Source organism: Pseudomonas sp. PICF6 (genome assembly GCF_009831705.1).
Classification (GTDB): Bacteria; Pseudomonadota; Gammaproteobacteria; order Pseudomonadales; family Pseudomonadaceae; genus Aquipseudomonas; species Aquipseudomonas rhizophila.
Window position 1 is genome coordinate 287,320 of the sequence record NZ_WUUD01000026.1, and the last position, 26,410, is coordinate 313,729.

General features: G+C 59.5%; 30 protein-coding genes. 17 read left to right on the top strand and 13 right to left on the bottom strand.

Features of this window, described 5'->3' with window-relative positions; all coding sequences use genetic code 11:
• A partial coding sequence (locus GSM73_RS27500; protein ID WP_372241396.1) for a DUF1302 family protein occupies nt 1-256 on the bottom strand: 256 nt, incomplete at its 3' end.
• A gap of 106 nt (nt 257-362) precedes the next feature.
• Here GSM73_RS27500 and GSM73_RS17850 point away from each other — a divergent pair.
• The 4 genes from GSM73_RS17850 (at nt 363) to GSM73_RS17860 (ending at nt 2,854) form a co-directional block, all read left to right on the top strand.
• Nucleotides 363-707: a hypothetical protein gene (locus GSM73_RS17850; RefSeq protein ID WP_160893394.1), complete on the top strand. Its 345-nt coding sequence runs from the start codon at nt 363-365 to the stop codon at nt 705-707.
• 310 nt (nt 708-1,017) lie between these two features.
• Nucleotides 1,018-1,635, top strand: coding sequence for a hypothetical protein (locus GSM73_RS17855; protein ID WP_256676972.1), 618 nt, complete (start codon nt 1,018-1,020; stop codon nt 1,633-1,635).
• Nucleotides 1,536-1,799: an ATP-grasp domain-containing protein gene (locus GSM73_RS27505; protein ID WP_256676944.1), complete on the top strand. Its 264-nt coding sequence runs from the start codon at nt 1,536-1,538 to the stop codon at nt 1,797-1,799. Before GSM73_RS17855 ends, GSM73_RS27505 begins: the two co-directional genes overlap by 100 nt.
• Nucleotides 1,800-2,086: 287 nt before the next feature.
• A complete protein-coding gene (locus GSM73_RS17860) occupies nt 2,087-2,854 on the top strand; it encodes an N-acetylmuramoyl-L-alanine amidase (RefSeq protein ID WP_047228626.1) in 768 nt (255 codons plus the stop codon).
• Between the two features lie 43 nt (nt 2,855-2,897).
• Here GSM73_RS17860 and GSM73_RS17865 read toward each other — a convergent pair whose 3' ends face one another.
• The 4 genes from GSM73_RS17865 to GSM73_RS17880 all read right to left on the bottom strand — a co-directional run bounded on the left by GSM73_RS17865 (nt 2,898) and on the right by GSM73_RS17880 (nt 6,372).
• Entirely contained in the window at nt 2,898-3,809 is a 912-nt protein-coding gene (locus tag GSM73_RS17865; protein ID WP_076383577.1) for an SDR family oxidoreductase, read from the bottom strand.
• A 264-nt stretch (nt 3,810-4,073) separates the two neighbouring features.
• Nucleotides 4,074-4,976: an alpha/beta fold hydrolase gene (locus tag GSM73_RS17870; protein WP_139049181.1), complete on the bottom strand. Its 903-nt coding sequence runs from the start codon at nt 4,974-4,976 to the stop codon at nt 4,074-4,076.
• Nucleotides 4,976-5,758, bottom strand: a complete 783-nt coding sequence (locus tag GSM73_RS17875; protein ID WP_047228628.1) for a class II aldolase/adducin family protein — start codon at nt 5,756-5,758, stop codon at nt 4,976-4,978. The genes GSM73_RS17870 and GSM73_RS17875 overlap by 1 nt, the downstream gene beginning before the upstream one ends.
• 158 nt (nt 5,759-5,916) lie before the next feature.
• Nucleotides 5,917-6,372: a flavodoxin gene (locus tag GSM73_RS17880; protein ID WP_076383576.1), complete on the bottom strand. Its 456-nt coding sequence runs from the start codon at nt 6,370-6,372 to the stop codon at nt 5,917-5,919.
• Nucleotides 6,373-6,528: 156 nt separating this feature from the next.
• Between GSM73_RS17880 and GSM73_RS17885 the strand changes: the two genes are divergently transcribed.
• Entirely contained in the window at nt 6,529-7,005 is a 477-nt protein-coding gene (locus GSM73_RS17885) for a PAS domain-containing protein (protein ID WP_047228630.1), read from the top strand.
• Nucleotides 7,006-7,059: 54 nt separating this feature from the next.
• Nucleotides 7,060-7,665: a hypothetical protein gene (locus GSM73_RS17890; protein ID WP_047228631.1), complete on the top strand. Its 606-nt coding sequence runs from the start codon at nt 7,060-7,062 to the stop codon at nt 7,663-7,665.
• Nucleotides 7,666-7,688: 23 nt separating this feature from the next.
• On the opposite strand, the gene GSM73_RS17895 is transcribed toward GSM73_RS17890, so the two are convergent.
• Nucleotides 7,689-8,648, bottom strand: coding sequence for a MerR family transcriptional regulator (locus GSM73_RS17895; RefSeq protein ID WP_160893396.1), 960 nt, complete (start codon nt 8,646-8,648; stop codon nt 7,689-7,691).
• A gap of 219 nt (nt 8,649-8,867) precedes the next feature.
• Between GSM73_RS17895 and GSM73_RS17900 the strand changes: the two genes are divergently transcribed.
• The 7 genes from GSM73_RS17900 (at nt 8,868) to GSM73_RS17930 (ending at nt 13,521) form a co-directional block, all read left to right on the top strand.
• Nucleotides 8,868-9,437 carry an antibiotic biosynthesis monooxygenase gene (locus GSM73_RS17900; RefSeq protein ID WP_047228633.1) on the top strand — a complete coding sequence of 190 codons (570 nt, stop codon included), beginning with the start codon at nt 8,868-8,870 and terminating at the stop codon, nt 9,435-9,437.
• Nucleotides 9,438-9,571: 134 nt separating this feature from the next.
• Nucleotides 9,572-10,282, top strand: coding sequence for a dihydromonapterin reductase (gene folM, locus GSM73_RS17905; protein ID WP_047228634.1), 711 nt, complete (start codon nt 9,572-9,574; stop codon nt 10,280-10,282).
• 20 nt (nt 10,283-10,302) lie between these two features.
• Nucleotides 10,303-10,860, top strand: coding sequence for a GTP cyclohydrolase I FolE (gene folE / locus GSM73_RS17910; protein WP_047228635.1), 558 nt, complete (start codon nt 10,303-10,305; stop codon nt 10,858-10,860).
• Nucleotides 10,861-11,241, top strand: a complete 381-nt coding sequence (gene folX, locus GSM73_RS17915) for a dihydroneopterin triphosphate 2'-epimerase (protein WP_047228636.1) — start codon at nt 10,861-10,863, stop codon at nt 11,239-11,241.
• 97 nt (nt 11,242-11,338) lie between these two features.
• Nucleotides 11,339-11,635, top strand: a complete 297-nt coding sequence (locus GSM73_RS17920) for a DUF1244 domain-containing protein (RefSeq protein WP_047228637.1) — start codon at nt 11,339-11,341, stop codon at nt 11,633-11,635.
• Nucleotides 11,628-11,966, top strand: coding sequence for a HopJ type III effector protein (locus GSM73_RS17925; protein WP_047228638.1), 339 nt, complete (start codon nt 11,628-11,630; stop codon nt 11,964-11,966). Before GSM73_RS17920 ends, GSM73_RS17925 begins: the two co-directional genes overlap by 8 nt.
• A 304-nt stretch (nt 11,967-12,270) precedes the next feature.
• Nucleotides 12,271-13,521, top strand: coding sequence for an aspartate aminotransferase family protein (locus GSM73_RS17930; protein WP_160893398.1), 1,251 nt, complete (start codon nt 12,271-12,273; stop codon nt 13,519-13,521).
• A gap of 214 nt (nt 13,522-13,735) precedes the next feature.
• On the opposite strand, the gene trxB is transcribed toward GSM73_RS17930, so the two are convergent.
• Nucleotides 13,736-14,698, bottom strand: a complete 963-nt coding sequence (gene trxB, locus GSM73_RS17935; protein ID WP_047228640.1) for a thioredoxin-disulfide reductase — start codon at nt 14,696-14,698, stop codon at nt 13,736-13,738.
• Nucleotides 14,699-14,998: 300 nt separating this feature from the next.
• On the opposite strand from trxB, the gene cysZ reads away from it, so the two are divergent.
• Nucleotides 14,999-15,739, top strand: a complete 741-nt coding sequence (cysZ, locus tag GSM73_RS17940) for a sulfate transporter CysZ (protein ID WP_160893400.1) — start codon at nt 14,999-15,001, stop codon at nt 15,737-15,739.
• Between the two features lie 54 nt (nt 15,740-15,793).
• On the top strand, nt 15,794-16,993 hold the full coding sequence (locus tag GSM73_RS17945; RefSeq protein WP_076383571.1) for a glycosyltransferase family 1 protein: 1,200 nt from the start codon (nt 15,794-15,796) through the stop codon (nt 16,991-16,993).
• 129 nt (nt 16,994-17,122) lie between these two features.
• Here the strand turns inward: GSM73_RS17945 and GSM73_RS17950 are convergent, their stop codons facing one another.
• The 3 genes from GSM73_RS17950 to GSM73_RS17960 all read right to left on the bottom strand — a co-directional run bounded on the left by GSM73_RS17950 (nt 17,123) and on the right by GSM73_RS17960 (nt 19,467).
• Nucleotides 17,123-18,226, bottom strand: coding sequence for an NADH:flavin oxidoreductase (locus GSM73_RS17950; protein WP_047228643.1), 1,104 nt, complete (start codon nt 18,224-18,226; stop codon nt 17,123-17,125).
• Nucleotides 18,227-18,385: 159 nt separating this feature from the next.
• Entirely contained in the window at nt 18,386-18,868 is a 483-nt protein-coding gene (locus tag GSM73_RS17955) for a glutathione peroxidase (RefSeq protein ID WP_047228644.1), read from the bottom strand.
• Between the two features lie 113 nt (nt 18,869-18,981).
• Nucleotides 18,982-19,467, bottom strand: a complete 486-nt coding sequence (locus tag GSM73_RS17960) for a peptidylprolyl isomerase (protein WP_047228645.1) — start codon at nt 19,465-19,467, stop codon at nt 18,982-18,984.
• Between GSM73_RS17960 and GSM73_RS17965 the strand changes: the two genes are divergently transcribed.
• Entirely contained in the window at nt 19,436-19,774 is a 339-nt protein-coding gene (locus GSM73_RS17965) for a DUF3565 domain-containing protein (RefSeq protein WP_076383569.1), read from the top strand. The two genes, GSM73_RS17960 and GSM73_RS17965, sit on opposite strands and share 32 nt — an antisense overlap.
• Before the next feature lie 58 nt (nt 19,775-19,832).
• Nucleotides 19,833-22,466: a phosphate acetyltransferase gene (gene pta / locus GSM73_RS17970; protein WP_160893402.1), complete on the top strand. Its 2,634-nt coding sequence runs from the start codon at nt 19,833-19,835 to the stop codon at nt 22,464-22,466.
• Between the two features lie 94 nt (nt 22,467-22,560).
• Here the strand turns inward: pta and cysN are convergent, their stop codons facing one another.
• From cysN to GSM73_RS17985, 3 genes are all read right to left on the bottom strand, one after another.
• Nucleotides 22,561-24,459 carry a sulfate adenylyltransferase subunit CysN gene (gene cysN / locus GSM73_RS17975; RefSeq protein ID WP_160893404.1) on the bottom strand — a complete coding sequence of 633 codons (1,899 nt, stop codon included), beginning with the start codon at nt 24,457-24,459 and terminating at the stop codon, nt 22,561-22,563.
• A gap of 9 nt (nt 24,460-24,468) precedes the next feature.
• Nucleotides 24,469-25,386 carry a sulfate adenylyltransferase subunit CysD gene (cysD, locus tag GSM73_RS17980; RefSeq protein ID WP_003178041.1) on the bottom strand — a complete coding sequence of 306 codons (918 nt, stop codon included), beginning with the start codon at nt 25,384-25,386 and terminating at the stop codon, nt 24,469-24,471.
• A gap of 251 nt (nt 25,387-25,637) precedes the next feature.
• The gene (locus GSM73_RS17985) at nt 25,638-26,396 is read right to left on the bottom strand and encodes a Nif3-like dinuclear metal center hexameric protein (RefSeq protein ID WP_047228650.1); all 759 of its coding nucleotides are present in this window, start codon (nt 26,394-26,396) and stop codon (nt 25,638-25,640) included.
• Nucleotides 26,397-26,410 lie beyond the last annotated feature (14 nt).

Below are 26,410 nucleotides of genomic sequence, written 5' to 3' on the forward strand. Positions count from 1 at the left end.
TCTCGCCCTTCTTGAAGTTCAGCCGCCCATCGTCACCGGTGGACGACTGCCCCGTACCGCCGTTGACGCTGCCGACCAAGTCCCGGTCGGCGTCGCGCATGCCCCAGCTCGCGCCCACGGACAACGAGGAGTCGAACTGCCCCTCGATCTCGCCAATGTTGAATGAAACGGCCTGCGCCTGGGCAGAGCAACCCAAGGCCACCGCGACGGCCAGCGCCTGCGGTTTGAAGATGGCGCGCATTGTTATTGTTGTCATGCGTCTTCCCCGGTGAGTGACAGAGCCTTCACCCTACTGCCGCACGACATGGGCGATAAGCGCACCAAGGAGGTATTCGCGCTGTACCCCGAAAGGATTACAGGTCATGGAATACGGGGCTTTGCGCCGCGCATGGACGCACTGGATGATGGGTTATCAGCGCCGCGCATATTCATCGGGCCTGTTAACTGTTGCGCGCCCTGCAACGGTGCATGTCCGGATCCGGGCTGTTTCCGACGATGGCCAATCCCTATGCTGGCCGGGCTTTCAGGGCAACGGGCCTGCAGGCACAAGCCGCCATCGCGTCCCTCGCGACCGGCGCACCGTCATTCGGATGGATTGGCGCATCGGTCCATCACCTCCCGTGTTCACTGACGTTGGTTTTTTGCTCCTTTGCAACGTCATTTTCAGGCCGCTGCTTTTTGCAGCGGCCTTTTTTTATGTGGGTTGATTTCCTGCGTGAAACTTCTCGATTCCTACAACATGGTCGGAATCTCTCACCTGCCCAGCCTATGCAATCGAACTTATAGTCTTTTTCGCCGCCTTGATGGTGACGAATAAATGAACAGGCACGGCTGCATACAGTGAGTACTGGCAGGGACATTTGAAATGCACGTATCGAAAAGAAAATCAACACACCACAAACAATACATAAACCTGGGCAGTGAGATTTACAACATCAATAACATCAACGCAATGATGTCTAAGCGACACATCAAAAACCACCGAAAACGCGACACTGAGTAAATCGAGAAAGCGATATGTATCTTCTCTACCCTAGCGATCCGTTTGATAAAAAACGCCCCGATGAACAGTACATGGAAGAGTACGACGCAGTAGTGACCACCGGACTACAGACCGCGCTGTTCTCTTTTGAAGATTTCGAAGCAGGGACTTTCAAGACTTCTGTACCCCTCACGCCCGGCGACTGCATTTTGTACCGGGGGTGGATGCTGACGCCTGATGCTTATGCTGCGTTGGCTATGCACATGCGCGACAAAGGTGCCATTGAGGTGACCAACGCCACGCAATACCAAAATTGTCATCACTTGCCGCAGTGGTATCCGTTGCTGGCTGCCTGTACGAGCGAAACCGTGGTACTGGCCAGTGATGCAAACTTCAATCAGGCCCTCCAAGGGTTGCAATGGCCGGGCTACTTCATCAAGGACTACGTAAAGTCACTTAACACCAGTGGAGGCAGCCTGGTGGACACTCCCGAAGACATAGCGCCGCTGGTTGGGGCCATGCGTCAGTATCGCGGGCAGATTGAAGGCGGTATATGTGTCAGACGACGAGAGGAATACTCGAAGAAACCGAGCGTCGCTACTTTGTGCTCCACGGCCAGGCTTATGGCGCCACCGATGAAGTGCCCGAATTAGTGACCGAATGCGCACAGCTGATCGACAGTCCTTTTTTCTCGATCGACATAGCGCTCAGGTCAGACGGTGTAATGCGGGTGATCGAACTGGGCGATGGCCAAGTGTCAGACCGCAAGGAGTGGTCCGCCGAGCGTTTTGCCTGGATGTTGAGTTGCGCGAGATAGACGGGAAGAATCATTTAATCAGCGAAAACAGCGCCACACTTAAACTGCTACCTTTTAATATTTAGGCTCATCCTCAACTAAAGCTTCTCGATTCCTACAATACTGCCAGAGCCCGCCATAAGAAATAGCGAACAAACCCCACTCCCATTAACGATCAATTCCCGGACATCCAAACGCCTGTTCCTACAACAAAGCAAGAATCCCACTACGGCCCCATCAAAAACTCACTGTTAGGCTGAATGTCAGTCACAGCATTCTGTTTTGACTTTAAACCTCAGTGAGTTTTTATGACACTTATCAACTATAACAGCTATCGCTCGGTAAAAGGCTTCAACAATAGAATTCGTTTTCTAGTCTTTCATTACACCGCCGCGAACTTTTCATCCTCCATCAACGCACTGACCGGTTCCTCTGTCAGCGCCCACTACCTCATCCCGGACTTCAGCGACCCGAGTTACTTGAAAGCAGGTTTCCAGGAACCGCAGATTTTCAATCTGGTCGACGAGAACCAACGAGCCTGGCACGCGGGGGTGAGCAGTTGGGGTGGTCGCACGAATCTGAACGACACTTCGATCGGTGTTGAAATCGTCAACCTGGCCACCGATAACCACGGGCAATTCACTTTCCCGCCTTATCAACCTCAGCAAGTCGAGGCGATCGAATACCTGGCGTTGAACATCCTCAAGCGCTATCCGGACATCAGCCCGGTCAATGTGGTGGGGCACTCGGATATTGCCGCTGGCAGGAAAAGCGATCCCGGCCCGATGTTCCCCTGGCATACGCTGTATCTGAAGGGCATCGGCGCATGGTTCGATGAACCCACGCAGAAAGCTTACACCCGTGCCTACCAATGCAACGGCCTGCCGACTCGCGAGCAACTGCTCGGCTTGTTCCGCAAATATGGGTATGACACGTCGGCAGCCGCCACAAGTGCGGGTTTTCAGCGTTTGGTGCGAGCCTTTCAGCTGCACTTTCGTCCAGCGAAATATGACGGTGTGATGGACATCGAGACTGCCGCGAATCTGGCGGCGCTGGTGAAGAAATACGTTCCCTGACCACCGTTGCCGCGCGTGACGGCAACGGGTCGAGGCCGCAAGGTCAAACGGTGTAGCGCTGCAAGTTCGCCATCATTTCCTTCAACGCTTCAAGGTTGTCATTGGGGTGTACCGCACCCTCGAAATCACAGATTTGCTGCCAGTGGGCCGCGACGTCTTCGGGCGAGAAACCTTTGTTTGGATCGAAGCCGGCACCCAGGCTGCGCTCCCAACGCACCTTGCCCATCCAGCCGCCGCCCACTTCGAACAACCCGGAGGTTTCCTGGCAGGTCTCGCTGGCCAGGTACACCACCAACGGGCTGACGAGTTCAGGCTTGAGCTGTTCGAACACCTGCGGCGGGATCAGGCCTTCGGTCATGCGGGTGCCACCGGTGGGCGCGATGGCATTGACCAGAATATTGTTCTTGCGACCTTCGATGGCCAGAGTGCGCGTCAGGCCATAAAGGCCGAGCTTGGCCATGCCGTAGTTGGATTGACCGAAGTTGCCGTAGATGCCGGACGTGGAGGCCGTAAAGATCACCCGCCCGTAATTCTGCTCACGCAGGTGTGGCCAGGCGGCGCGGGTGACTTTGTAGGCGCCCTCGACATGGACGCGGTAGACCAGGTCCCAGTCGGCGTCCTCCATTTTGTGGAAGGTCTTGTCCCGCAGGATCCCGGCGTTGTTGACCACTACATCGACCCGGCCAAACACGTCGAGCGCGTTTTGAACAAGCTTGTCGCCATCGGTGACGGAGTCGTGGTTCGCTTCGGCAATGCCGCCGGCTTGGCGAATTTCAGCGACCACCCGATCCGCCGCCGAGGCGTTGGCCCCTTCTCCCTGGGCAGAGCCGCCGAGGTCGTTGACCAGCACTTTGGCCCCCTGCCTGGCGAACAACAGGGCATGGGCTCGCCCCAGGCCACCGCCAGCTCCCGTGACGATCACGACTTTATCTTCGAAGCGCACAGATTCACTCATGGGCAGAACTCCAGCAGGCAATAGGACAATGCCCCGAGTGTCGGGCACAGGGCGGTTGGTCACAATCAACAGGGTTGCAAGTGAATGGTGGCCAATAAGGTGAGGGGATGATACGAGCCGGATCTGCTGTGGGCTCCGTGACCCTCACCAGAGGCGGGACCGAGTCGCTGCCATCGCGAGCAGGCTCGCTCCCACACAGGCCTGCGCAGACTCGCCTCTCTGTGGGAGCGAGCCTGCTCGCGATAGTGCTCCAACCTTCAGCAGTTATGAGCAGACCACCTGCCTGACCGGTGCGGCCATGTTTTCGCGAAACTCCAGGTAATGCTTGAGTACCTGCACCGGGGCTTCGGTGTGCGGGTAGTGGCCGATGTCGGGCAGCAGTACGGTGTCGGGGTTGGGGATCAGCGCCTCGTAGCGCGCCACCATGTGTTCACCGGAAATCGGATCGACCGCGCCGTCGATCACCCGTAGCGCCACCTCGCCGCGCTGCATGGCCTGCACCCAGCGGTCACGCTGCACACGCCGTTCGGGAATGTAGGCAATGAGTTTGTGCATGATCCGCGGTCCGTGATGGGTTTCGACCAGGCTCCAGTAATCGTCCAGCTCGCTTTCGGTCGGGCCAGTCCTGGGACCGAATATCTGGCGAAAACTCTTGACCAGGCCTTCTCGGGAAAAAGCTCGGCCCAGTAGCCAGCCCAAGGGGCTGAGCAACAGTTTTTGCATCAGCACCGGACGATGGGTTTCGGGAAACAGACCGCCGTTGAGAAAGACACAACTGGCGAGTTCGATGCGCGCCTCGTAGTGACGGGCGATCAGTTCCTGGGCCACGCTGTCACCATAATCATGGGCCAGTACATGCACGGCTTGCTTCACATTCAAATGCGCCAGCAAAGCCTGCTGCAGGTCAGCCTGCTCCAACAGGCTGTAGACATGATCCGTCGGCTTGGCCGAGTCGCCAAAACCGAGCATGTCACAGGCGATCACCCGATAACGCTGTGCCAGCGGCTGCCACAGGTAATGCCAGTCCCAACTGGCGGTGGGGAAACCATGGATCAGCAACAACGGCTCGCCGTGCCCCGCCACCCAATACCGGATAGCGTGGCCACGGAACATCAATGTCTGGCCGCGCTGGCGCCAAATACGCAGGGGAATCTGGACCAGAGGCATCAGCATCTATAACCCGAATCTTGTTGATCCAGCTTGCGCAGCAACGCCGGCCATGCCAGCGCGCCTCCCATGCCTTGGGCGCTTTTGGTCACCCCGGCAATCATCGCCCGGGCGCCGGCCAGTATCTGCGGCTCGATGGCGATCAGTTCAGCCCCACCGTTGAGCGCCAGGACCTGGATGTCACAGGCTCGCTGGAAGGTGAACATCATCAGGAAGGTGTCGGCAATGGTGCCGCCGCAGGTCAGCAGACCGTGATTGTGCAGCATCAGGAAATTATTGGCGCCCAGATCCGCCTGCAGGCGGGCCTTCTCTTCGTGATTGAGGGCCACGCCTTCATAGGCGTGATACGCCAGACTCGACAATACGAACAACGATTGCTGGCTGATAGGCAACACACCCTGCTTCTGTGCCGACACAGCAACGCCGGCCGCCGTGTGGGTATGCAGCACACACACCACATCGTGCCGCACCTCATGCACCGCACTGTGGATGGTATAACCGGCCGGATTGATCTCGTAGGGGCTGTCCATCAGCTTGTTGCCGGCCTGATCGACCTTGACCAGGCTCGAGGCGGTGACCTCATGAAACATCAACCCGAACGGGTTGATCAAAAAATCATCGGTCCCGGGCACCTTGGCGGATATATGCGTGAAAATCAGGTCATCCCAGCCATACAGGGCGACTAGCCGGTAACAGGCGGCCAGATCGACGCGAGTTTGCCATTCGGCGGCACTGACCTGATCCTTGATGCTGAGTGTCGATGGGACGGGCGCTACGCTCACGGCTCTGACCTCTGCTTTCTAGTTATAGGTGCTTGTTCTGAAACAGTCATGAACAAGCTAACCAGTCTAGTCAGCTCCCGCGAGGTCGGTAGTTGCATTGGCAGCCAGCTTACTGGCCGAGCGAGTCATCCGGGGGTGGCCGTTCACCTCACATTACGTTAGCGACGCAGCGCGTCGATCAACGCCTCCAGCCAAGGTTCGGCATCGGTTTCCGGGGTGACGCTTTCGCTGGCATCCAGACGCAACATGGGCAATACCTCGCGCACGCCCAGCTCGGCGAACAACTCGCGCATCTGCTCGCCACCGCCGCAGAAGGTATCGCCATAACTGGCGTCGCCCAGGCCTATCACGGCACCCGGCAGGTCACGAAAAAAGGCTGGCAATTGGTCGCGAATCGTCGAATATAAGGGCATCAAGTTGTCCGGCAACTCTCCCATGCCCGTCGTGGAAGTCACGGCCAGCAAGGCCGCCGGGCCAAACGCCTGAATGTCCGCAAGGCTTGCGCGCGGGTTGTGCAGCGTTTCAAAACCCGCTTCACCGAGCAGTTTGGCGGCGTGCCGAGCGACTTCTTCGGCGGTCCCGTAGACGGAACCCGAAAGGATGGCGACTTTCATCAATCTGATCCTGAACCTGAATAAAAAGAGCGGCGATAGTAGCAGGCTCAGACGCAACGCTGCGATTGACTCTCAACATCCAATAATGGCCAGTAGACATCGCGGTAGGTTCTTCTAAAATGCAGCGCACACAGGGATGTTCAAGGGATGTCGCCCATGATTAATGCTCAACTGATGCAACTGGTCATCAACGCCTCGAACGACGGCATTGTCATCGCTGAAAAAGAAGGCGATGAAGACAATATCCTGATCTATGTAAACCCGGCTTTCGAACGGCTGACCGGCTACAGCAGTGAAGAGATTCTTTATCAGGATTGCCGATTCCTGCAGTCAGGTGATCGCGACCAGCCGGCCCTGGAGCAGATTCGCACGGCCCTCAAGCAGAACGGTGCCTGCCGGGAAATTCTGCGCAACTACCGCAAGGACGGCAGCCCTTTCTGGAATGAGTTGTCTCTGTCGACGGTGAAAAACGAGGCTGACGGACGCACTTATTTCGTGGGCGTGCAAAAAGACGTGACCGCTCAGGTCAAGGCTCAGCAACGCGTCGCCCAGCTGGAAAAGGAGCTGGCCGAAGCACGAGCAACCATTGCCCGACTCGAAGCGACGAACGGCGCAAACAAACCGGCGAATTAGCGGTCAGTCACTACAATCACCAGTGAAAGTGTAAATCCTCTTTTCGAGCACATCATGCAGCGCGACGCCCTACTGACGCAGGATGAATTGGATTTCATCCGGACCATGCAGCACAACCCGCAACTCAACGAGCGGGATGTAACGTCGAGCTTGCTGGTAAACGGCGGGTCGCAGATTCGTGACTTGCTGACGCGTCTGGCGGCCAACGAACAGGTGACGCTGCAAGCCAACTTCGAAAACCAGCAAATGACTTTTCCGTTGCACCTGGTGGAAGACGAATTCCACGCAATGCACCTGCGTCTGGGTGTGCCCAGCATCTACGAAGATGGGCCGAAAATTCGGCCATGGCGCCTCACGCTTGACGAGCCGGTGGCGCTGGAAAATGCCAAAGGCCTGCCCGGGCCGCTCTGGGCCCATGAGGTGTCCTGCAAAGGAATCCTGTTGCAAAACCGCAGTCGGACCAAGCCGCCAAAGCAATTTGCCTTGTGGTTCAGCCCGTCAGGTTATGAAAGGATTTCCTTGCGCGGCACACTGGAACGGGAAACCGATCAGGGCTTATACGCCTACCACCTGAGCCAGAATGACGAGGATGAGACCGAACGCCTGCGTCAATACATCCTTCAGCAACACCGCCTGACCCATCCGGCCATGCACATCTGATGCACGGCTTGACCTGCCGGTTATCAGGTATCCAAAGTACCTGCCAATAGTTGTCGCAACCGCTGGTGCATCAAGGTCCCTTCACTGCCCAGGCAACCTATCGACGACCCCGCGAGGCTGTCCTGAAGCAGATCGGACGCATCACCGGCCAGCATCAGCGGGCAGTCCAGGCCCATCGCCAACTTGTTCAGGCGCTTGGGTAACTCGGCAGGGGGTGCATGGTTGGAAACCAGCACCAACGCCAACGGCTGGATCTTCTGGCACACCAGGGTCAGTTCGTCGAATGGCAGCCCAATGGTCAACACCCTGACGCCGACTTCAGCCTTGGAGACGAACAGCGCCGTGACCAGCAACTCCAGCTCTCGACATTGACCGACAATGCCCACGACCAACACCCGTCGCGACTGGGCTTCGCGCTTGAGCAGGAGTCGCTGGATAATGCGTGAGCGCAGGAACCCATCGAAAAACACCCATTCGCTGGTTTGTCCGAACTCCTGCTGGCGTTGCTGCAACTGCCGCCAGACCGGCATCAGGATGTCCTGAAATACGATCGGCACGGCGTAGGTGGAAAATATCTGCCCGTAGAGACGGTCCAGCTCTATGTCGTCAAAGTTGCCAACCGCGCCAGCCACCTGTTGTTGCCACTGGGCATAATCGGCTCTCACCAGATCCGAGGAAATAAGCGCGGAAACCGGTTGCACCGATTCGGTCTTGGTCAGGATCTTTCCCACTTTGCTCACGGCCACCCCGCGCTCAATCCAGGCGAGGATGCTGCGCACCTTTTCGATATCGCCCACGGAGTACAAGCGATGCCCGCTTTCGGTGCGCGTGGGCTGGATCAGACCGTAGCGACGCTCCCATGCGCGCAAGGTCACGGGATTCACGCCGGTCAGTCGCGCTACTTCGCGGATGGGGAACAGTTCCTCCTGCCTCAAGGCAGTGGTTGCCTGGAAAACGAAGTTATCCTCAGTGATTACGCTCATTTTGGCAGACAATTCCGGCTGGCAAATTGGATCCCAGTGTACTCCCTCTGAGTCATAGGATGACAAGAACAAACGCCACTGGTGCGCGATTTTGTTGCTTTTCACTCAAGAAGGAATAAACCTTGCGTGCTTTTTGGCGAACGGACGCGCCCCACCACCCTGGGGCGTTCCCGCGAATCTCCTACCCGGAGTACCGCACCTGTTTTACGGAGATACATAATGTCTACCTCACCCGTCACCTTGATGGTGGCCCGTCGTGTCGCCAATGGGCGCTATCAGGACCTGATCGTCTGGTTGCGCGAAGGCGAACAATTGGCCACCGACTTTCCCGGCTACCTGGGTTCCGGTGTACTCGCGCCACCGCCTCAGAGCGATGAATTCCAGATTATTTTCCGCTTTGCCGACGAGCAGACTCTGCACGCCTGGGAACACTCAGCCTCGCGCACGGCGTGGCTGGCGCGAGGCAGCGAGCTGTTTGCCCACCCTTCGGAACACAGGGTGCGCGGTATCGACGGTTGGTTTGGCGCCGGCGATCAACGGCCACCGCGCTGGAAACAGGCCGTGGCCATCTGGCTCGCGTTCTTTCCGGTGTCGCTGCTGTTCAACTTTCTGCTGGGGCCATTGCTCAGTGAGCTGGGAATGATGAGCCGCGTGCTGATCAGCACACTCATTCTGACGCCATTGATGGTCTATCTGTTTATTCCGATGTCGACTCACCTGCTGGCGGGTTGGTTGAACGGTGCAGCGCCCAAAGCACTGCCAGCCAAGCCGGCTACGCAGAATCAGTGATGCCGGGCCGCTCTCGTCGGCCGCAGCGTTCGCGTTCAACAAGGGTCACTGTGGGAGAGGGCTTGCTCCCACAGAGTCGTCGCCACCTTGCGTCGCTGTTATAGTTTTGCGATTGCCGTGAACCGAGCCTTCCTATGCCCAGCGCCACCGCTCCGATCCTGATCACTGGCGCAGCCCAGCGCGTCGGTTTGCACTGCGCCCGTCGATTGCTCGAAGACGGTCATCCGGTAATCGCCACTTTCCGCACCGAGCGCCCGGGCGTGCAGGCGTTGCGGGATCTGGGGGCGATCGTGCTGTTCGCTGACTTTTCCAATGAAACCGGGATTTCGGCCTTCATTGATCAGCTCAAGCAGCACACCGACCGATTGCGCGCCATTGTCCACAACGCCTCGGCATGGATGACCGAGACGCCCGGCCACGAAGCCGCTGCGTTCAACGCCATGTTCGCCGTGCACATGCTCGCCCCCTACCTGATCAACCTGCAGTGTGCCGAGCTGCTGCAACGCTCAACCCCGGCGGATATCGTGCACATCAGCGATGACGTCACGCGCAAGGGCAGCAGCCGGCATATCGCCTATTGCGCCACCAAGGCCGGGCTCGAAAGCCTGACCCTGTCGTTCGCGGCGAAATACGCGCCACACATCAAGGTCAACGCAATTGCCCCGGCCCTGCTACTGTTCAATCCCGAAGACGACGCGGCCTACCGTGCCAAGGCCCTGGCCAAGTCCGCGCTGGGCATCGAGCCCGGCAGCGAAGTGATCTATCAGAGCCTGCGTTATCTGCTGGACAACCCCTACGTCACCGGCACGACCCTGACCGTCAACGGCGGCCGGCACGTCAAATAGCCTTGCTTCGAGGATGCACCATGGCGCTATCGCCCCAGAACTATCGCGAGATCCTCATCGGCCTGGGTGAAGACCCGGAACGCGAAGGCCTGTTGGATACTCCGGTGCGCGCGGCCAAGGCCATGCAGTACCTTTGTCACGGCTATGAACAAAGCGTCGAACAGATCGTCAACGGCGCCCTGTTCGCCTCCGACAGCGATGAAATGGTGATCGTCGCCGACATCGAACTCTATTCCCTGTGCGAACATCATCTGCTGCCCTTCATTGGCAAGGCTCATGTGGCTTATATTCCTACGGGCAAGGTCCTGGGGCTGTCGAAGATCGCCCGGCTGGTGGACATGTTCGCCCGCCGCCTGCAAATCCAGGAAAACCTCACCCGGCAAATTGCCGACGCGGTGCAGCAGGTCACCCAGGCCGCCGGCGTTGCGGTGGTGATCGAAGCCCAGCACATGTGCATGATGATGCGCGGTGTCGAAAAACAGAACTCGACCATGAACACCTCGGTGATGCTCGGCGTCTTTCGCGAATCCAGCACCACCCGCCAGGAGTTCCTGCAATTGATTCGACGGAGCAAGTAAATGCCACAACTTCAACCCGCCATGGCGCGCATCAAGGTCAAGGACTTGCGCTTGCGCACGTTCATTGGCATCAACGAGGACGAAATCCTCAACAAACAGGATGTGTTGATCAACCTGACCATCCTCTACGCGGCCCAGGATGCGGTGCGCGACAACGACATCGACCACGCTCTGAACTACCGCACCATCACCAAGGCGATCATCGCCCACGTGGAAGGCAACCGTTTCGCCCTGCTCGAACGCCTGACCCAGGAACTGCTCGATCTGGTCATGGCCAACGAATCGGTGCTGTATGCCGAAGTCGAAGTCGACAAGCCCCACGCCTTGCGATTTGCCGAGTCGGTATCGATTACGCTCGCCGCCAGCCGGGCTACTTCGTAGCCGCTAAAAGCTACAAGCTGTAAGCTTCAAGCCTGATGACCGCAAACCCACTTGCAGCTTGAAGCTTGCCACTTGAAGCTGTCTCGCAGAGACCACCATGAACGACCAACAACGCCTCGAACTTGAAGCCGCCGCTTTCCGTCGGCTGGTTGCCCACCTGGACAGCCGCAAGGATGTGCAGAATATCGACCTGATGAACCTCGCCGGCTTCTGCCGTAACTGCCTGTCCAAGTGGTACAAGGCAGCTGCCGATGAACGCCAGATCGAGGTCAGCCTCGATGACGCCCGCGAAGTGGTTTACGGCATGCCCTACGCCGAGTGGAAAGCCCAATACCAGCAAGAAGCCAGCGCCGAACAGCAAGCGGCGTTCGCCAAAGGAAAATCCGATGCCTGACCTGAACACCCTGCGCGCCAGCCTCAAGAGCGGCGAACACATTTTTGCCGACACCCTGGCGTTTATCGCCAATGGCTACGACTACCAGCCTCAGCCTTTTAAAAACGGTGACGTCGACAACGCCGCCGGGCAGAACGAAGGTTCCTGCAAGACCCTGGGCCTGGCGCTGCTCGAAGGCTTGAGCGATGAAGAAGCGCTGCTGGCGTTCGGCGAACATTACCGGTCGGTACTGGCCACGCCTGAGGGCAGCGACCACGGCAATATCCGGGCGCTGATGGCCCATGGCTTGGCGGGTGTGAAGTTCGAAACACAGCCGTTGCGGCGGCGCTGACCCAACGCGCCTCCCCTCTGTGCCGAGGTCCGCTTTTCTGTGGCGAGGGAGCTTGCTCCCGCTGGGCTACGAAGTAGCCCCCAGACGGCCCCGGCATGTGAACTGATGCTCCAGGCGTGCTGATTTGGGACTGCTGCGCAGTCCAGCGGGAGCAAGCTCCCTCGCCACAGAAACAGTTCTCGCCAGACTCACTGATCTCACATCCCGACTTTTAAGATTGACCCGGCAACTTTATTTCGTTTGCCGGCCACCTCTGCTCGCGGCTTAGATAAAGGGAATCTCTCCTTCCCCCGAGCCGTCATCCATGAGCAGTGAAACCATCAGCCAATCGATTTCCACCGTGCACCCTGTCAGCCTCAGCCACGGCAAAAATGCCGAGGTCTGGGACACCGACGGCAAACGCTACATCGATTTCGTGGGCGGCATCGGCGTGTTGAACCTTGGCCACTGCCATCCCCGTGTCGTCGAAGCCATCCGCGAACAGGCAACCCGGCTGACGCACTACGCCTTCAACGCCGCCCCGCACGCACCCTACATCGAATTGATGGAGCGTCTGGCAGCATTTATCCCGGTGGATTACCCGGTCAGCGGCATGCTCACCAACAGCGGCGCCGAAGCCGCGGAAAACGCCTTGAAGATCGTGCGCGGCGCCACGGGGCGCACGGCCGTCATCGCCTTTGATGGCGGCTTCCACGGCAGAACCCTGGCCACTCTCAATCTCAACGGCAAGGTCGCGCCCTACAAACAGAAAGTCGGCGTACTGCCCGGACCGGTCTATCACCTGCCCTACCCCAGCAAGGACAACGGCGTCACCTGCGAAGAGGCGTTGAAGGCCATGGAGCGGTTGTTCAGCGTCGAGATCGACGTGAATGACGTGGCGTGTTTCATCGTCGAACCTGTGCAGGGCGAAGCCGGTTTCCTGCCGATGGATATTGCCTTCGCCCAGGCCCTGCGGCAGTTCTGCGACGAGAAAGGCATCGTGCTGATCATCGATGAAATCCAGTCCGGCTTCGGTCGCACCGGCCAGCGCTTTGCGTTCTCGCGACTGGGTATCGAGCCGGACCTGATCCTGCTGGGTAAAAGCATTGCCGGCGGCGTCCCCCTGGGTGCCGTGGTGGGGCGCAAGGCGCTGCTGGACAATCTGCCCAAAGGTGGCTTGGGCGGCACTTACTCAGGCAATCCCATCGCCTGCGCCGCCGCATTGGCGACCCTGGAGGAAATGACCGACGCAAACCTGCAAGCCTGGGGCACGCAACAGGAAGAGGCGATAGTCAGCCGCTACGCGTCATGGCGCAGTCGCGGGCTGTCCCCTTACCTGGGCCGCCTGACTGGCGTCGGGGCAATGCGCGGCATCGAACTGGCCCATGCCGACGGCAGCCCGGCCTCGGCACAATTGACACAATTGCTGGCCTTGGCGCGGGAGTCTGGTTTGTTGCTGATGCCCAGTGGCAAATCACGGCACATCATTCGGCTGCTGGCGCCGTTGACGACCGAGGCGGCGGTGTTGGAGGAAGGGTTGGATATTCTGGAGACGTGCTTGGCGAAGCTGTCTTGAAATACAGATTCCCCTGACCACACAAAAAACTGTGGGAGCGAGCCTGCTCGCGATTCGGTGGCACATCCAACACTGATGCAAGCTGACCCGGTGCCATCGCGAGCAGGCTCGCTCCCACAGGGGGGTTGTGGTGAACAAAACATCTTGTCCACTGAACAGAAAAATCCCGCGCATAAAAAAACCGGCCGAAGCCGGTTTTTTTGTACCTGTTGAATCAGAACGAAGCGTTCTGCAGACCATCCAGGTAACGCTCGGTGTCCAGGGCTGCCATGCAACCGGCACCCGCCGAGGTAATCGCCTGACGGTAGACGTGGTCCGCCACGTCGCCGGCCGCGAAGATACCTTCGACGCTGGTGGCGGTGGCGTTGCCGTCGCGGCCGCCCTTGACCACCAGGTAGCCGTCCTTGAGTTCCAGCTGGCCTTCGAACAACGAGGTGTTCGGGGTGTGGCCGATGGCGATGAACACACCGTCGACTTTGATCTCGTCAAAGCTGCCGTCGTTGTTCTTCAGCCGGGCACCGGTCACGCCCATGTTGTCGCCCAGCACTTCATCCAGGGTGGCGTTGAGCTTGAGGATGATCTTGCCTTCAGCCACACGGGCATTGAGCTTGTCGATCAGGATCTTCTCGGCGCGGAAGGTTTCGCGACGGTGGATCAGGGTGACCGTGCTGGCGATGTTGGCCAGGTACAGGGCTTCCTCGACGGCGGTGTTACCGCCACCCACCACAGCCACGGGCTTGTTGCGGTAGAAGAAGCCGTCGCAAGTGGCACAGGCGGAAACGCCTTTGCCCATGAAGGCTTCTTCCGATGGCAGGCCCAGGTAACGAGCGCTGGCACCGGTTGCAATGATCAGGGCATCACAGGTGTAGGTCGCGCTGTCACCGGTCAGGGTGTACGGCTTGGCGGCGAAGTCCACGGCATTGATATGGTCAAAAACAATCTCGGTCTCGAAGCGCTCGGCGTGCTCTTTCATACGCTCCATCAACACCGGGCCGGTCAGACCGTGGACGTCGCCCGGCCAGTTGTCGACTTCGGTGGTGGTAGTCAATTGACCGCCGGCTTGCATGCCGGTAATCAGCAACGGCTTGAGGTTGGCACGGGCGGCATACACCGCAGCGCTGTAACCGGCAGGGCCGGAACCGAGAATAATCACTCGCGAATGACGCACTTCAGACATGACCTGCTCCTGTTGACCGGCCCTTGCGGGCCGGAACGCCGGGTGAGCGGCGCGAATAAAAGGGACTGTTGACGCACTTGGGGAAGGCTTGGGTTCGACAGTCCTGAAAAGAATGGGTGCAGCGTATCGAGGGAGCGAAGATTAAGGAAATACGGTTTAACAATCCAGCTCATAGGTGAGCTCTATCCAGATCAGTCAGTTCAATAAACTCGGCAAACGTTGTTACACGCCATGTCGATGCTTTCCCGAGCCCGGCAAAGCCGGTATGGTCGGCGCGTTCATCTTCGCTCGGAGCCTCTTATGCCCGCCCCCGTCCTGTCCGGCCCGCAATATTTGCGAGAAGGACTCAAACTGGTCTTAAGCCCGGGTCTGCGCTTGTTTGTGCTGTTGCCATTGGTGATCAACCTGGTGCTGTTCGTCGGATTGATCTACCTGGCCGGCCATCAGTTCAGCCTTTGGGTCGACACGCTGATGCCGTCGTTACCGGATTGGCTGAGCTTTCTCAACTATGTCCTGTGGCCGCTGTTTGTGGTGCTTGTGGTGCTGATGGTGTTTTTCACCTTCACCATGCTCGCCAATGTCATCGCCGCGCCGTTCAACGGTTTTCTCGCGGAGAAAGTCGAAGTGGTGATCCGTGGCACCGACGACTTCCCGGCCTTCAGTTGGGGCGAGTTGATCGCCATGATCCCTCGCACCTTGGCCCGGGAGGCACGCAAGCTCGGCTACTTCCTGCCCCGCGCCCTGGGCCTGCTGGTGCTGTCCTTCATTCCGGTGATCAATATCGTCGCCGCGCCGTTATGGCTGCTGTTCGGGGTGTGGATGATGGCGATCCAGTACATCGACTACCCGGCGGACAACCACAAGCTGGGCTGGAACGAAATGCTCGCCTGGCTGCGGGAAAAACGCTGGCAGAGCCTGGGTTTTGGCGGCAGCGTGTACCTGGTGCTGCTGATCCCGGTGGTCAACATCCTGATGATGCCGGCAGCGGTAGCCGGCGCGACCTTGTTCTGGGTGCGCGAGCAAGGCGCCGAGACCGCGTAGGCCCGCCAAGGCTGACCTGTCACAAATCCATCATTCAAGCGTCACAATGGCGAAATGGCCCCGGTCGACACTGGGGTCATGAGCACACACCTGCATATCACCCTCATCACCGAAACCTTCCCGCCGGAAATCAATGGCGTGGCCAATACCCTGGGCCGCCTGTGCGACGGCTTGCGCGCTCGCGGGCATCAGGTGGAATTGATACGGCCCCGTCAGGCTGGCGACCAACGCCAGGCCAGCGACGAGCAGTTGTTGCTGTGCCGAGGCTGGCCGCTACCGGGGTATCCGGGCTTGCAGTGGGGCCAGGCTTCGATGCACAAGCTGCTGCGGCGCTGGAAACGTCATCGCCCGGACGTGCTGTATATCGCCACGGAAGGGCCGCTGGGTTTATCGGCATTGCGGGCGGCCCGGCGCCTGGGCATCTCGGTAGTCAGTGGCTTCCACACCAATTTCCAGCAATACACCCAGCAGTATGGCCTCGGGTTGTTGAGTCGGGCCCTCACCCATTACCTGCGCTGGTTCCACAACAGCTCCAGCCTGACCCTGGTGCCGAGCCTCAGCCAGCGCATGGAGCTGGAACGCCGGCATTTCGAGCGCGTGGCGCTGTTGTCCCGCGGTGTGGACAGCCAACTGTTCCATCCGATCAAACGCTCGACAACCCTGCGTGAGGCCTGGGGCTTGGGCGATGACGATATTGCGCTGATCCACGTCGGGCGTCTGGCGTCGGAGAAGAACCTGGGTCTGCTCAAACGCAGTTTCAACACACTGTGCAGCGCTTTCCCGGAGCGGCGGCTGAAACTGGTGGTGGTAGGCGACGGTCCACAACGGGCCGCGCTGCAACAGGAACTGCCCGACGCGATCTTTTGTGGGGCCCAGCGTGGCGAATCGCTGGCCTGCCACTATGCGTCCGGGGATGTATTCGTCTTTCCGAGCCTGACCGAAACCTTCGGCAATGTCGTGCTGGAGGCGCTGGCGTCCGGGTTGGGTGTGGTGGCCTATGATCAGGCCGCGGCGGCGCAACACATCCGTCACGGTCACAACGGCGTGCTGGCCATGCCGGGGGATGAAGAGGCATTCTGCGACGCGGCTCGGTGGCTGCTGGAAGAGCGTGAAACCTTGCGTTGTGTGCGGCTCAATGCGCGCCAGCATGCCAGTCGCCAGGGCTGGCCATCGGTGATCGAGCAGTTCGAGACGCAGTTGCGCGGGGTTTGTGTCGGTGAACAGGTGATGCCGGCTGCGCCGACGGTGCGCTGATTTTTTCAGTGATGCTGGGGCCGCCATCGCGAGCAGGCTCGCTCCCACAGGGTGTTGTGTTGATCACACGTTCGGTGAACAACCCAAATCCGGTGTAGGAGCGAGCCTGCTCGCGATGGCAGGCGCCGCTTAAACCAGTGTCATCAACGCCTCACGGCTGAACGGCAAGATCTCCTGCTCCCGGCCTTCACGCACTTTTTGCGCCCAATCCGGGTCTACCAGCAGGGCTCGCCCCACCGCCACCAGGTCGAACTCATCATTGTTCAGGCGCTCCAGCAGTTTCTCCAGGCTGGCCGGCTGCGCGACTTTGTCGGTGTTGACCATAAACTGCAGGAACTCGCCATCCAGGCCAACGCTGCCGACGGTGATGGTTGGCTTGCCGGTCAGCTTGCGGGTCCAGCCCGCCAGATTCAGCTCGGAGCCTTCGAATTCAGGCTCCCAGAAGCGACGTGTCGAGCAATGGAAAATATCCACACCGGCCTCTGCCAAAGGCTTGAGGAACTCGCCCAAGGCCTCTGGCGTTTGCACCAGACGCGCGGTGTAGTCCTGCTGCTTCCATTGGGAGAAACGGAAGATGATCGGGAACCCTTCACCTACCGCAGCACGCACGGCGCGGATCAGTTCGATGGCGAAGCGCGATCGGTTGGCCAGACTTCCACCATAACCGTCGGTGCGCTGGTTGCTGCCCTCCCAGAAGAACTGGTCCACCAGGTAACCATGGGCGCCGTGGATCTCCACGCCGTCCATGCCGATGCTCTGGGCGTCTTTCGCCGCCTGGGCGAACGCTGCGATGACTTCGTCGATATCCGCCTGGGTCATGCCGTGAACCACGACCTGGCCGTCCTTGAGTTTTTCCGAAGGACCATAGCCCGGCACGCTCGCGTCCGGCTCGGTCCCCAAGCGCCGCACGTTACCTACGTGCCAGAGCTGCGGAACGATCTTGCCGCCTTCGGCATGCACGGCATCAACCACTTGTTTCCAGCCGGCCAGCGCGGCCTCGCCGTAAAAATGCGGTACGTTCGGATAACCGTTGGAGGCCTTGTGCCCGACGGTCGTGCCTTCGGTAATGATCAGACCGACGCCGGCCGCCGCGCGACGGCGGTAATATTCCACGACCTTGGCGTTCGGCACGCCGCCTGGGGAAAAGGAGCGAGTCATCGGCGCCATCACGACCCGGGTCGGCAGCTCCAGCGCACCGAGATGGAAGGGTTTGAACAAGGCTTTTACAGGCATGGGACACTCCACGGAAACAGGGTCGCAGGTCGAATATGACAGCGATAATATGGACCGTGGAAAGCAATGGGTAGCACTATTGATTTGAATGATTGTGGATCAAAAGGAAGCCGAGAGGAGTGTGCCCGCACACAACAGGGTGATGGTTGCTCCAGAGGTTCAGCTCAAGGCTTTTTCGATAGCCTGGATCACGGCCGGATCATCCGGCGCCGTGCGCGGTGAGAAACGCGCCAGCACCCGACCGTCCTTGCCCAGCAGGAACTTCTCGAAGTTCCAGGTGATGTCCCCCGGAAACTCGGCCCCCTCGCCTGCCAGCAGACGGTACAACTGATGACGGTCGTGCCCGTTCACTTCCAGTTTGCTGGACAACGGGAACGTCACACCATAATTGAGGCTGCAGAAATCCTGGATTTCCTGTTCCGTCCCCGGCTCTTGTCCGGCGAACTGGTTGCAAGGCAGGCCCAGCACACAGAACCCCTTGGCCTTGTATTGCTGATAGAGGTTTTCCAACGCAGCGTACTGAGGTGTCAGGCCACATTTGGAGGCGACATTGACCACCAGCACGACTTGCCCCTTGAACGGCGCCAGATCAAGTTCCTGACCATCCAGGGCTTTAAGTTTAAGGTCGTGGAAAGCACTCATGACGAACTCCAGGTTTGCGGATCTTTTCGAACAGCCATGGACGATGCTAACAGCAACAGACTAAAAAGGCGCCGTAAGGCGCCTTTCCAGTTCACTTGAGCGTAGCGCACAAATCAGTGGTGATGGCCACCTTCGCCATGGACGTGACCATGGGCGATTTCTTCCTGGCTGGCATCACGAATGTCGACGATCTTGACCTGGAAGTTCAAGCGCTGACCGGCCAACGGGTGGTTGCCGTCAACGGTGACGTCATCGCCTTCCAGGTCGCGGATGGTGACGATCTGCATCTGGCCATCGGGGGCCGAAGCGTGGAACTGCATGCCTACTTCCAGCTCATCCACGCCCTCGAACATGCTGCGGCTCAGGGTGCTGACCAGCTCGGCGGAGTATTCGCCATAAGCATCTTCCGGCTCAACGGTAACGTTCAGCTCGTCACCGGAAGTTTTACCTTCCAGGGCTTTTTCCAGACCCTGGATGATGTTGCCTGCGCCATGCAGGTAGACCAGCGGAGCGCCGCCGGCAGAGCTGTCGATGACCTCACCAGCGTCGTTGGTCAGGGTATAGTCGATGGAGACAGCCTTATTGGCGGCGATCAGCATGGGGCGAGACCTTTTGCATAAGAATGAAGAACGGACAAGTCTAAACAAGGATTTGCCCGAAAGCGAACGGAACCCGGACAAACGGGCTTGTTCGAACAGACCGACGGTCACCGGTTTTCATCAGGATGAGGACGGGCACTGGGTGGCCGAGCTGTCCTGTGGCCACACCCAGCATCTGCGCCACCTGCCGCCGTGGCAGTCCCGGGCCTGGGTGCTGGACCCGGCGCAACGTATTGAAAAAATAGGCCAGTCCTTTGACTGCGGCTGGTGCGCACAGGCCCCGGTTAGCGATAACCTTGGCGCCTGAATTGACGGTAGACGGCAGTTATAGCCTCGCCTTTGCCATGCACCTTTAGAGAATCCGCATGCAAACTTTTTTTATCGCGCCCACCGATTTTGGTGTGGGTCTGACCTCCATCAGCCTCGGGCTGGTGCGCACACTCGAACGGGCCGGGCTGAAAGTCGGTTTTTTCAAACCTATCGCCCAGCCCCATCCCGGCGATACCGGACCGGAACGCTCCACCGAACTGGTGGCCCGCACCCACGGCCTCAAGCCGCCGCAGCCGCTGGGCCTGGCGCACGTCGAACGCATGCTGGGCGACGGCCAGCTCGATGAGTTGCTGGAAGAAATCATCACCCTCTACCAACAGGCTGCCATCGGCAAGGACGTGCTGGTCGTCGAGGGTATGGTCCCGACCCGCAACGCCAGCTATGCCGCGCGGGTCAACCTGCACCTGGCCAAGAGCCTGGACGCCGAGGTCATCCTGGTGTCGGCGCCGGAGAACGAAGTGCTGACCGAGCTTTCCGGTCGCGTCGAGCTGCAGGCGCAGTTGTTCGGCGGGCCCAAAGACCCGAAAGTCCTCGGCGTGATCCTGAACAAAGTCCATACCGAGGAAAGCATGGAGGCCTTCTCCGCGCGGCTCAAGGAGCACTCGCCGCTGTTGCGCAGCGGCGATTTCCGCCTGCTGGGTTGCATCCCGTTCCGCCCCGAACTCAACGCCCCACGCACCCGTGACGTGGCCGACCTGATGGGCGCGCAGGTGCTCAATGCCGGCGATTACGAAACCCGGCGCATGAGCAACATCATTATTTGCGCCCGCACCATGCGCAACACCGTGGAGCTGCTCAAGCCCGGCGTGCTGGTGGTGACCCCGGGTGATCGCGACGACATCATCCTGGCCGTGAGTCTGGCAGCGCTCAACGGCGTACCGTTGGCCGGCCTGCTGCTGACCAGCGACACCCTGCCCGACCCGCGCATCATGGACCTTTGTCGAGGCGCCTTACAGGCGGGGCTTCCGGTGCTGTCGGTCAGTACCGGGTCTTACGACACCGCCAACCTGCTCAATGGCTTGAACAAGGAAATTCCGATCGACGACCGCGAACGTGCGGAGATCATCACCGATTTTGTCGCCAGCCACCTGGATGCCAAATGGCTGCATCAGCGTTGCGGTACGCCACGGGAAATGCGCTTGTCGCCGGCCGTGTTCCGCTACCAATTGATCCAGCGCGCCCAGGCCGCCGACAAGCGCATCGTGCTGCCTGAAGGCAGCGAACCGCTGACAGTCCAGGCCGCCGCCATTTGCCAGGCCCGTGGCATCGCTCGCTGCGTGCTGCTGGCCAAACCGGCCGACGTCGAGGCAGTGGCTCGTGCCCAGGGCATCGAACTGCCGCCGGGGCTGGAGATTCTCGACCCGGATTCGATTCGTGAGCGTTACGTCGAACCGATGGTGCGGCTGCGCAAGAGCAAAAGCCTGAACGCGCCGATGGCCGAACAGCAACTGGAAGACACCGTGGTGATCGGCACCATGATGCTGGCGCTCGATGAGGTCGACGGGCTGGTGTCCGGTGTTATCCACTCTACCGCCAACACCATCCGCCCGGCCTTGCAACTGATCAAGACCGCCCCGGGATGCTCGCTGGTGTCTTCGGTGTTTTTCATGCTGTTCCCCGAAGAAGTGCTGGTCTATGGCGACTGCGTGATGAACCCGCATCCCAGTGCCGCGGAGCTGGCGGAGATTGCCCTGCAAAGCGCCGACTCGGCTGCCGCGTTCGGCATCACGCCACGGGTGGCAATGCTCAGCTATTCCAGCGGCGAGTCGGCCAGCGGTGAAGAGGTGGAGAAAGTCCGCGAAGCCACCCTGCTGTTCATCGTGGCCATCTTCAAGCTGTTGCTGCCCTTCCCCGCCGCCCAGCGTTTCACCGACTGGCTGATGGGCCACATTCATGAAGCCTGGATCAGCAACAACAAGGCCTGGATGAACCTGCTGCGCCGCACCCGCTGGCACCTCAGCGGCCTGGAAGGCCTGGACTACCAGCACTCGTACCTGATCACCAGCAACCACCAGAGTTGGGTCGATATCATGGTGTTGCAGTACGTGCTGAACCGGCGCATTCGCCCATTGAAGTTCTTTCTCAAGCAGGAACTGATCTGGGTACCGGTGATCGGCCTGGCCTGGTGGGCCCTGGGGTTCCCGTTCATGAAGCGCTACTCCAAGGCTTACCTGGAGAAGTACCCGGAAAAGAAAGGCAAGGACCTGGAAACCACCCGCAAGACCTGCGCGAAATTTCGCAACAACCCCGTGGGCATCTTCAACTTCGTCGAAGGCACACGCTTCACCGAAGGCAAGCATGCCCAGCAACAGTCACCGTTTCGCTACCTGCTCAAACCCAAGGCCGGTGGGATTGCGTTTGTGCTCGATGCCATGGGCGAACAGCTGGAGTCGATCATCAACGTGACCATCCACTATCCCGGCGGCCGACCGGGGTACTGGGATTTGCTCTGCGGAAAAGTTGACGAAGTGGTGGTGCATTTCCAGGAACTGAAGATTCCGCCGCAGTTCATCGGCAGGAACTACGACCAGGACGGCGCCTATCGCCTGGAGTTCCAGGGCTGGATCAATCTTTTGTGGGAGCGAGCCTGCTCGCGATTGCGGTGTCTCAGCTTGGATAAATGGAGACTGACCCACCGCTATCGCGAGCAGGCTCGCTCCCACAGTTGACCGAGTTGTTCCTTGAAATGAAAAAGCCCGCAGATGATCGCTCATCTGCGGGCTTTTTCTTGTCGCTTGAAGCTAGAAGCTTGCAGCGGCTTCCCTAGATCGCCCCACGCTTGCGCAGCAGATCCAGCACTTGCTTGACACTCTCTTCCAACGACAGCGACTGGGTGTCGATCACCAGATCGGCGTCCAGCGGCACGTCATACGGGAAGGACTCACCGGGGATGTTGTCGCCGGCAGCAGCGTACAAACCTTGCGGATCACGCTGGGCGCAGACGATTGGCGAGGCCTGGACATAGACCGTCAGCAGACGTTCCTTGCCGATCAGGTCTTTGGCCTGCTCGCGCCCTTCTGCATTCGGCGCGACGAACGCGGCGAGGGTCAGCAGCCCGGCTTCGTTGAACTGACGGGCAACGTGGGCCGCACGACGCCAGTTCTCGGTACGTCCGGCACGGTCCTGTGGCAAGCCCTTGTTCAAGTCATGACGCAGGTTCTGGCCATCGAGCACGAAGACCGCACGACCCATGTCGAACAGCTTGCGTTCCACCGCATAGGCCAGCGTGCTTTTGCCAGCACCCGACAGGCCGCTGAACAGCACCGTGGCCGGTTGCTGGCCGAAGCGTTGGGCGCGCTCTTCCACCGACACATGAGCCAGTTTGCCGTGGTGCGTGCTGGTGCCGTGAGCCAGCGGCTGGGCGACGATCATGCCGGCGCCGACAGTGCCATTGGTCAGGCGATCGATGACGATGAACGCGCCGGTGGTGCGGTTGCTCTCGTAACCGTCCAGGGCGATCGGCGCATCCAGGGCGATCTTCACCTTGCCGATTTCGTTGAGCTGCAACGCGCTGGCCGGGCCTTCTTCCAAGGTGTTCACGTCGACCTTGTTGACGATGCTGGCAATCGAGCCCGGCACGTAACTGGTGGCGCGCTTGATGTCGTATTTCTTGCCCGGCAGCATCGGCTCTTCGGCCATCCACACCAACATCGCTTCGAAGCTGTCGGTGACCGGCGGCACGCTGTCGGCATGCACCAGCAGGTCGCCACGGGAGATGTCGATCTCATCTTCCATGGTCAGCGTCACTGCCTGGCCAGGGCCGGCGTGTTCCAGCTCGCCTTCGAAAGTGACGATGGACTTCACGCGGCTGCTCTTGCCCGAAGGCAGCACCACCACTTCGTCGCCCTTGTGCACGATGCCGCTGGCCAGGGTGCCGGCGAAACCGCGGAAGTTCAAGTTCGGACGGTTGACGTACTGCACCGGGAAACGCAGGTCGGTGAAGTTACGGTCGCCCGCCACTTCCACGGTCTCGAGAATTTCCATCAGCGACTGGCCGGTGTACCACGGCGAGCGCTCGGACTTGTTCACCACGTTGTCGCCCTTGAGGGCCGACATCGGCACGAAGTGCATGCTGGTGGGCTTCATCTTCAAGCCTTCGGCGAACTTCAGATAGTCGGCCTTGATCGACTCGAACACGCCCTGGTCGAAGTCCTTGAGGTCCATCTTGTTGATGGCCACGACGATATGCTTGATGCCCAGCAACGAGGCGATGAAGCTGTGGCGACGGGTCTGGGTCTGCACGCCGTAGCGGGCATCCACCAGAATGATCGCCAGGTCACAGGTGGAGGCACCGGTGGCCATGTTGCGGGTGTACTGCTCATGGCCCGGGGTGTCGGCGATGATGAATTTGCGCTTGGCCGTGGAAAAATAGCGGTACGCGACATCGATGGTGATGCCTTGCTCGCGCTCGGCCTGCAAGCCATCGACCAGCAACGCCAGGTCGATGTCGTCACCGGTGGTGCCGACTTTCTTCGAATCGCGGGTAATGGCTTCCAGATGATCTTCGTAGATCATCTTGGAGTCGTGCAGCAGGCGCCCGATCAGGGTGCTCTTGCCGTCGTCGACGTTACCGCAGGTCAAAAAACGCAGCAGCTCTTTGCGCTCGTGCTGGCCCAGGTAAGCGAGGATGTCCTCGCTGATCAAATCAGATTGGTGCGACATGACAACCCCTTAGAAATAACCCTGACGTTTCTTATCTTCCATCGAGCCTGCGCCATCGTGGTCGATGACCCGGCCCTGGCGCTCGGAAGTTCGCGTCAGGAGCATTTCCTGAATGATGTCCGTCAGGCTTTCGGCCTCGGACTCCACCGCGCCCGTCAACGGGTAGCAGCCAAGGGTGCGGAACCGCACTTTCTTTTTGACGATACGGGCTTTGTCTTCATCGGACAGGTGCTCGAGGATGCGCTCGTCGTCGATCATGATCAGCGTGCCGTTCTTCTCGATCACTTCGCGCTCGGCGGCGAAGTACAGCGGCACGATCGGGATGCCTTCGAGGTAGATGTACTGCCAGATGTCCAGCTCGGTCCAGTTCGACAGCGGGAATACGCGGATCGACTCGCCTTTGTTGACCTTGCCGTTGTAGACGTTCCACAGCTCCGGGCGCTGGTTCTTCGGATCCCAGCGATGCTTGCTGTCGCGGAACGAGTACACGCGCTCCTTGGCGCGGGACTTCTCTTCATCGCGGCGGGCACCACCAAAAGCGGCGTCGAAACCATACTTGTCCAAAGCCTGTTTCAGGCCTTCGGTCTTCATGATGTCGGTGTGCTTGGCGCTGCCGTGAGTAAACGGGTTGATTCCTTGCGCCACGCCGTCCGGGTTCACGTGAGTGATCAGGTCCAGGCCCAGCTCTTCAACCATGCGGTCGCGGAACTTGTACATTTCCTGGAATTTCCAGCGGGTGTCGACATGCATCACCGGAAACGGCAGCTTGCCGGGGAAAAACGCCTTGCGTGCCAGGTGCAGCATCACGGCGGAGTCTTTACCGATGGAGTACAGCATCACCGGGTTATCGAACTCGGCGGCCACCTCGCGGATGATGTGGATGCTTTCCGCCTCCAGCTGTTTCAGATGCGTCAGTTTGTCGACCATGGCTACTCACGAAAACTTTCTTATGAACGGCCAGCGGGCCGTGTTCGAGCGGGGAATCCTAGCACAGCGACCTCTTCTAATCAGGGCGCCAACTAGATCGAAACAGCATATGGATATGCCTGCCGGTTCGGGCGTTGCGGTGGCCTCCGTGGGAGCAAAGCTTGCTCGCGATGACGTCGGCACATGCAATACCGCTATCGCGAGCAAGCTTTGCTCCCACAGGCCCGCTCCCACATTCAGTTCAGCGTTAGTCAGATGGGATTCGGGCAATCGATAAAGATATGCTCTAAAGCAAAGCGCCGCGCCAGGTAATCGCCCAATGCCTGCACACCATAGCGCTCGGTCGCATGGTGCCCGGCGGCGATGAAGCTGATGCCGTTTTCCCGGGCGCTGTGAAAGGTCTGCTCGGACGCCTCGCCACTGAGAAACAGATCAACCCCGGCCAGCACGGCCTGATCGATGTAGCCCTGGCCTCCGCCCGTGCACCAGCCGACCCGGCGGATCATCTGCTCGCCTTCGATCAACAAAGGCTCGCGGCCCATGACTTCCTGCACTTTACGGGCGAAGTCCCGGGGCGTCATCGGTTCGGACAAGGAGCCCACCAGGCCGACGACCTTGGGGTTGTCCGGATCCAGCGGCCCTTCGACGGTAATGTCCAACTGGCGAGCCAATTGCACGTTATTGCCCACCTCTGCATGCAGATCCAGCGGCAAGTGGTAGGCCAGCAGACTGATATCGTGCTTGAGCAAGGTTTTGAGGCGACGTTGCTTCATGCCGGTGACGCACGGATTTTCGCCTTTCCAGAAATACCCGTGATGCACCAGCACCAGATCAGCGTCAGCCTCCACTGCAGCATCGAGCAATGCCTGGCTGGCGGTGACACCGCTGACAATGCGCGTCACCTGAGGGGCGCCTTCGACCTGCAAACCGTTGGGGCAGTAATCGGCAATCCTGGCGGCGGCCAGGTAACGATCCGCTTCTTCTACCAGGGTGTTCAGGGCTACGGCCATGAAAAGACTCCTAA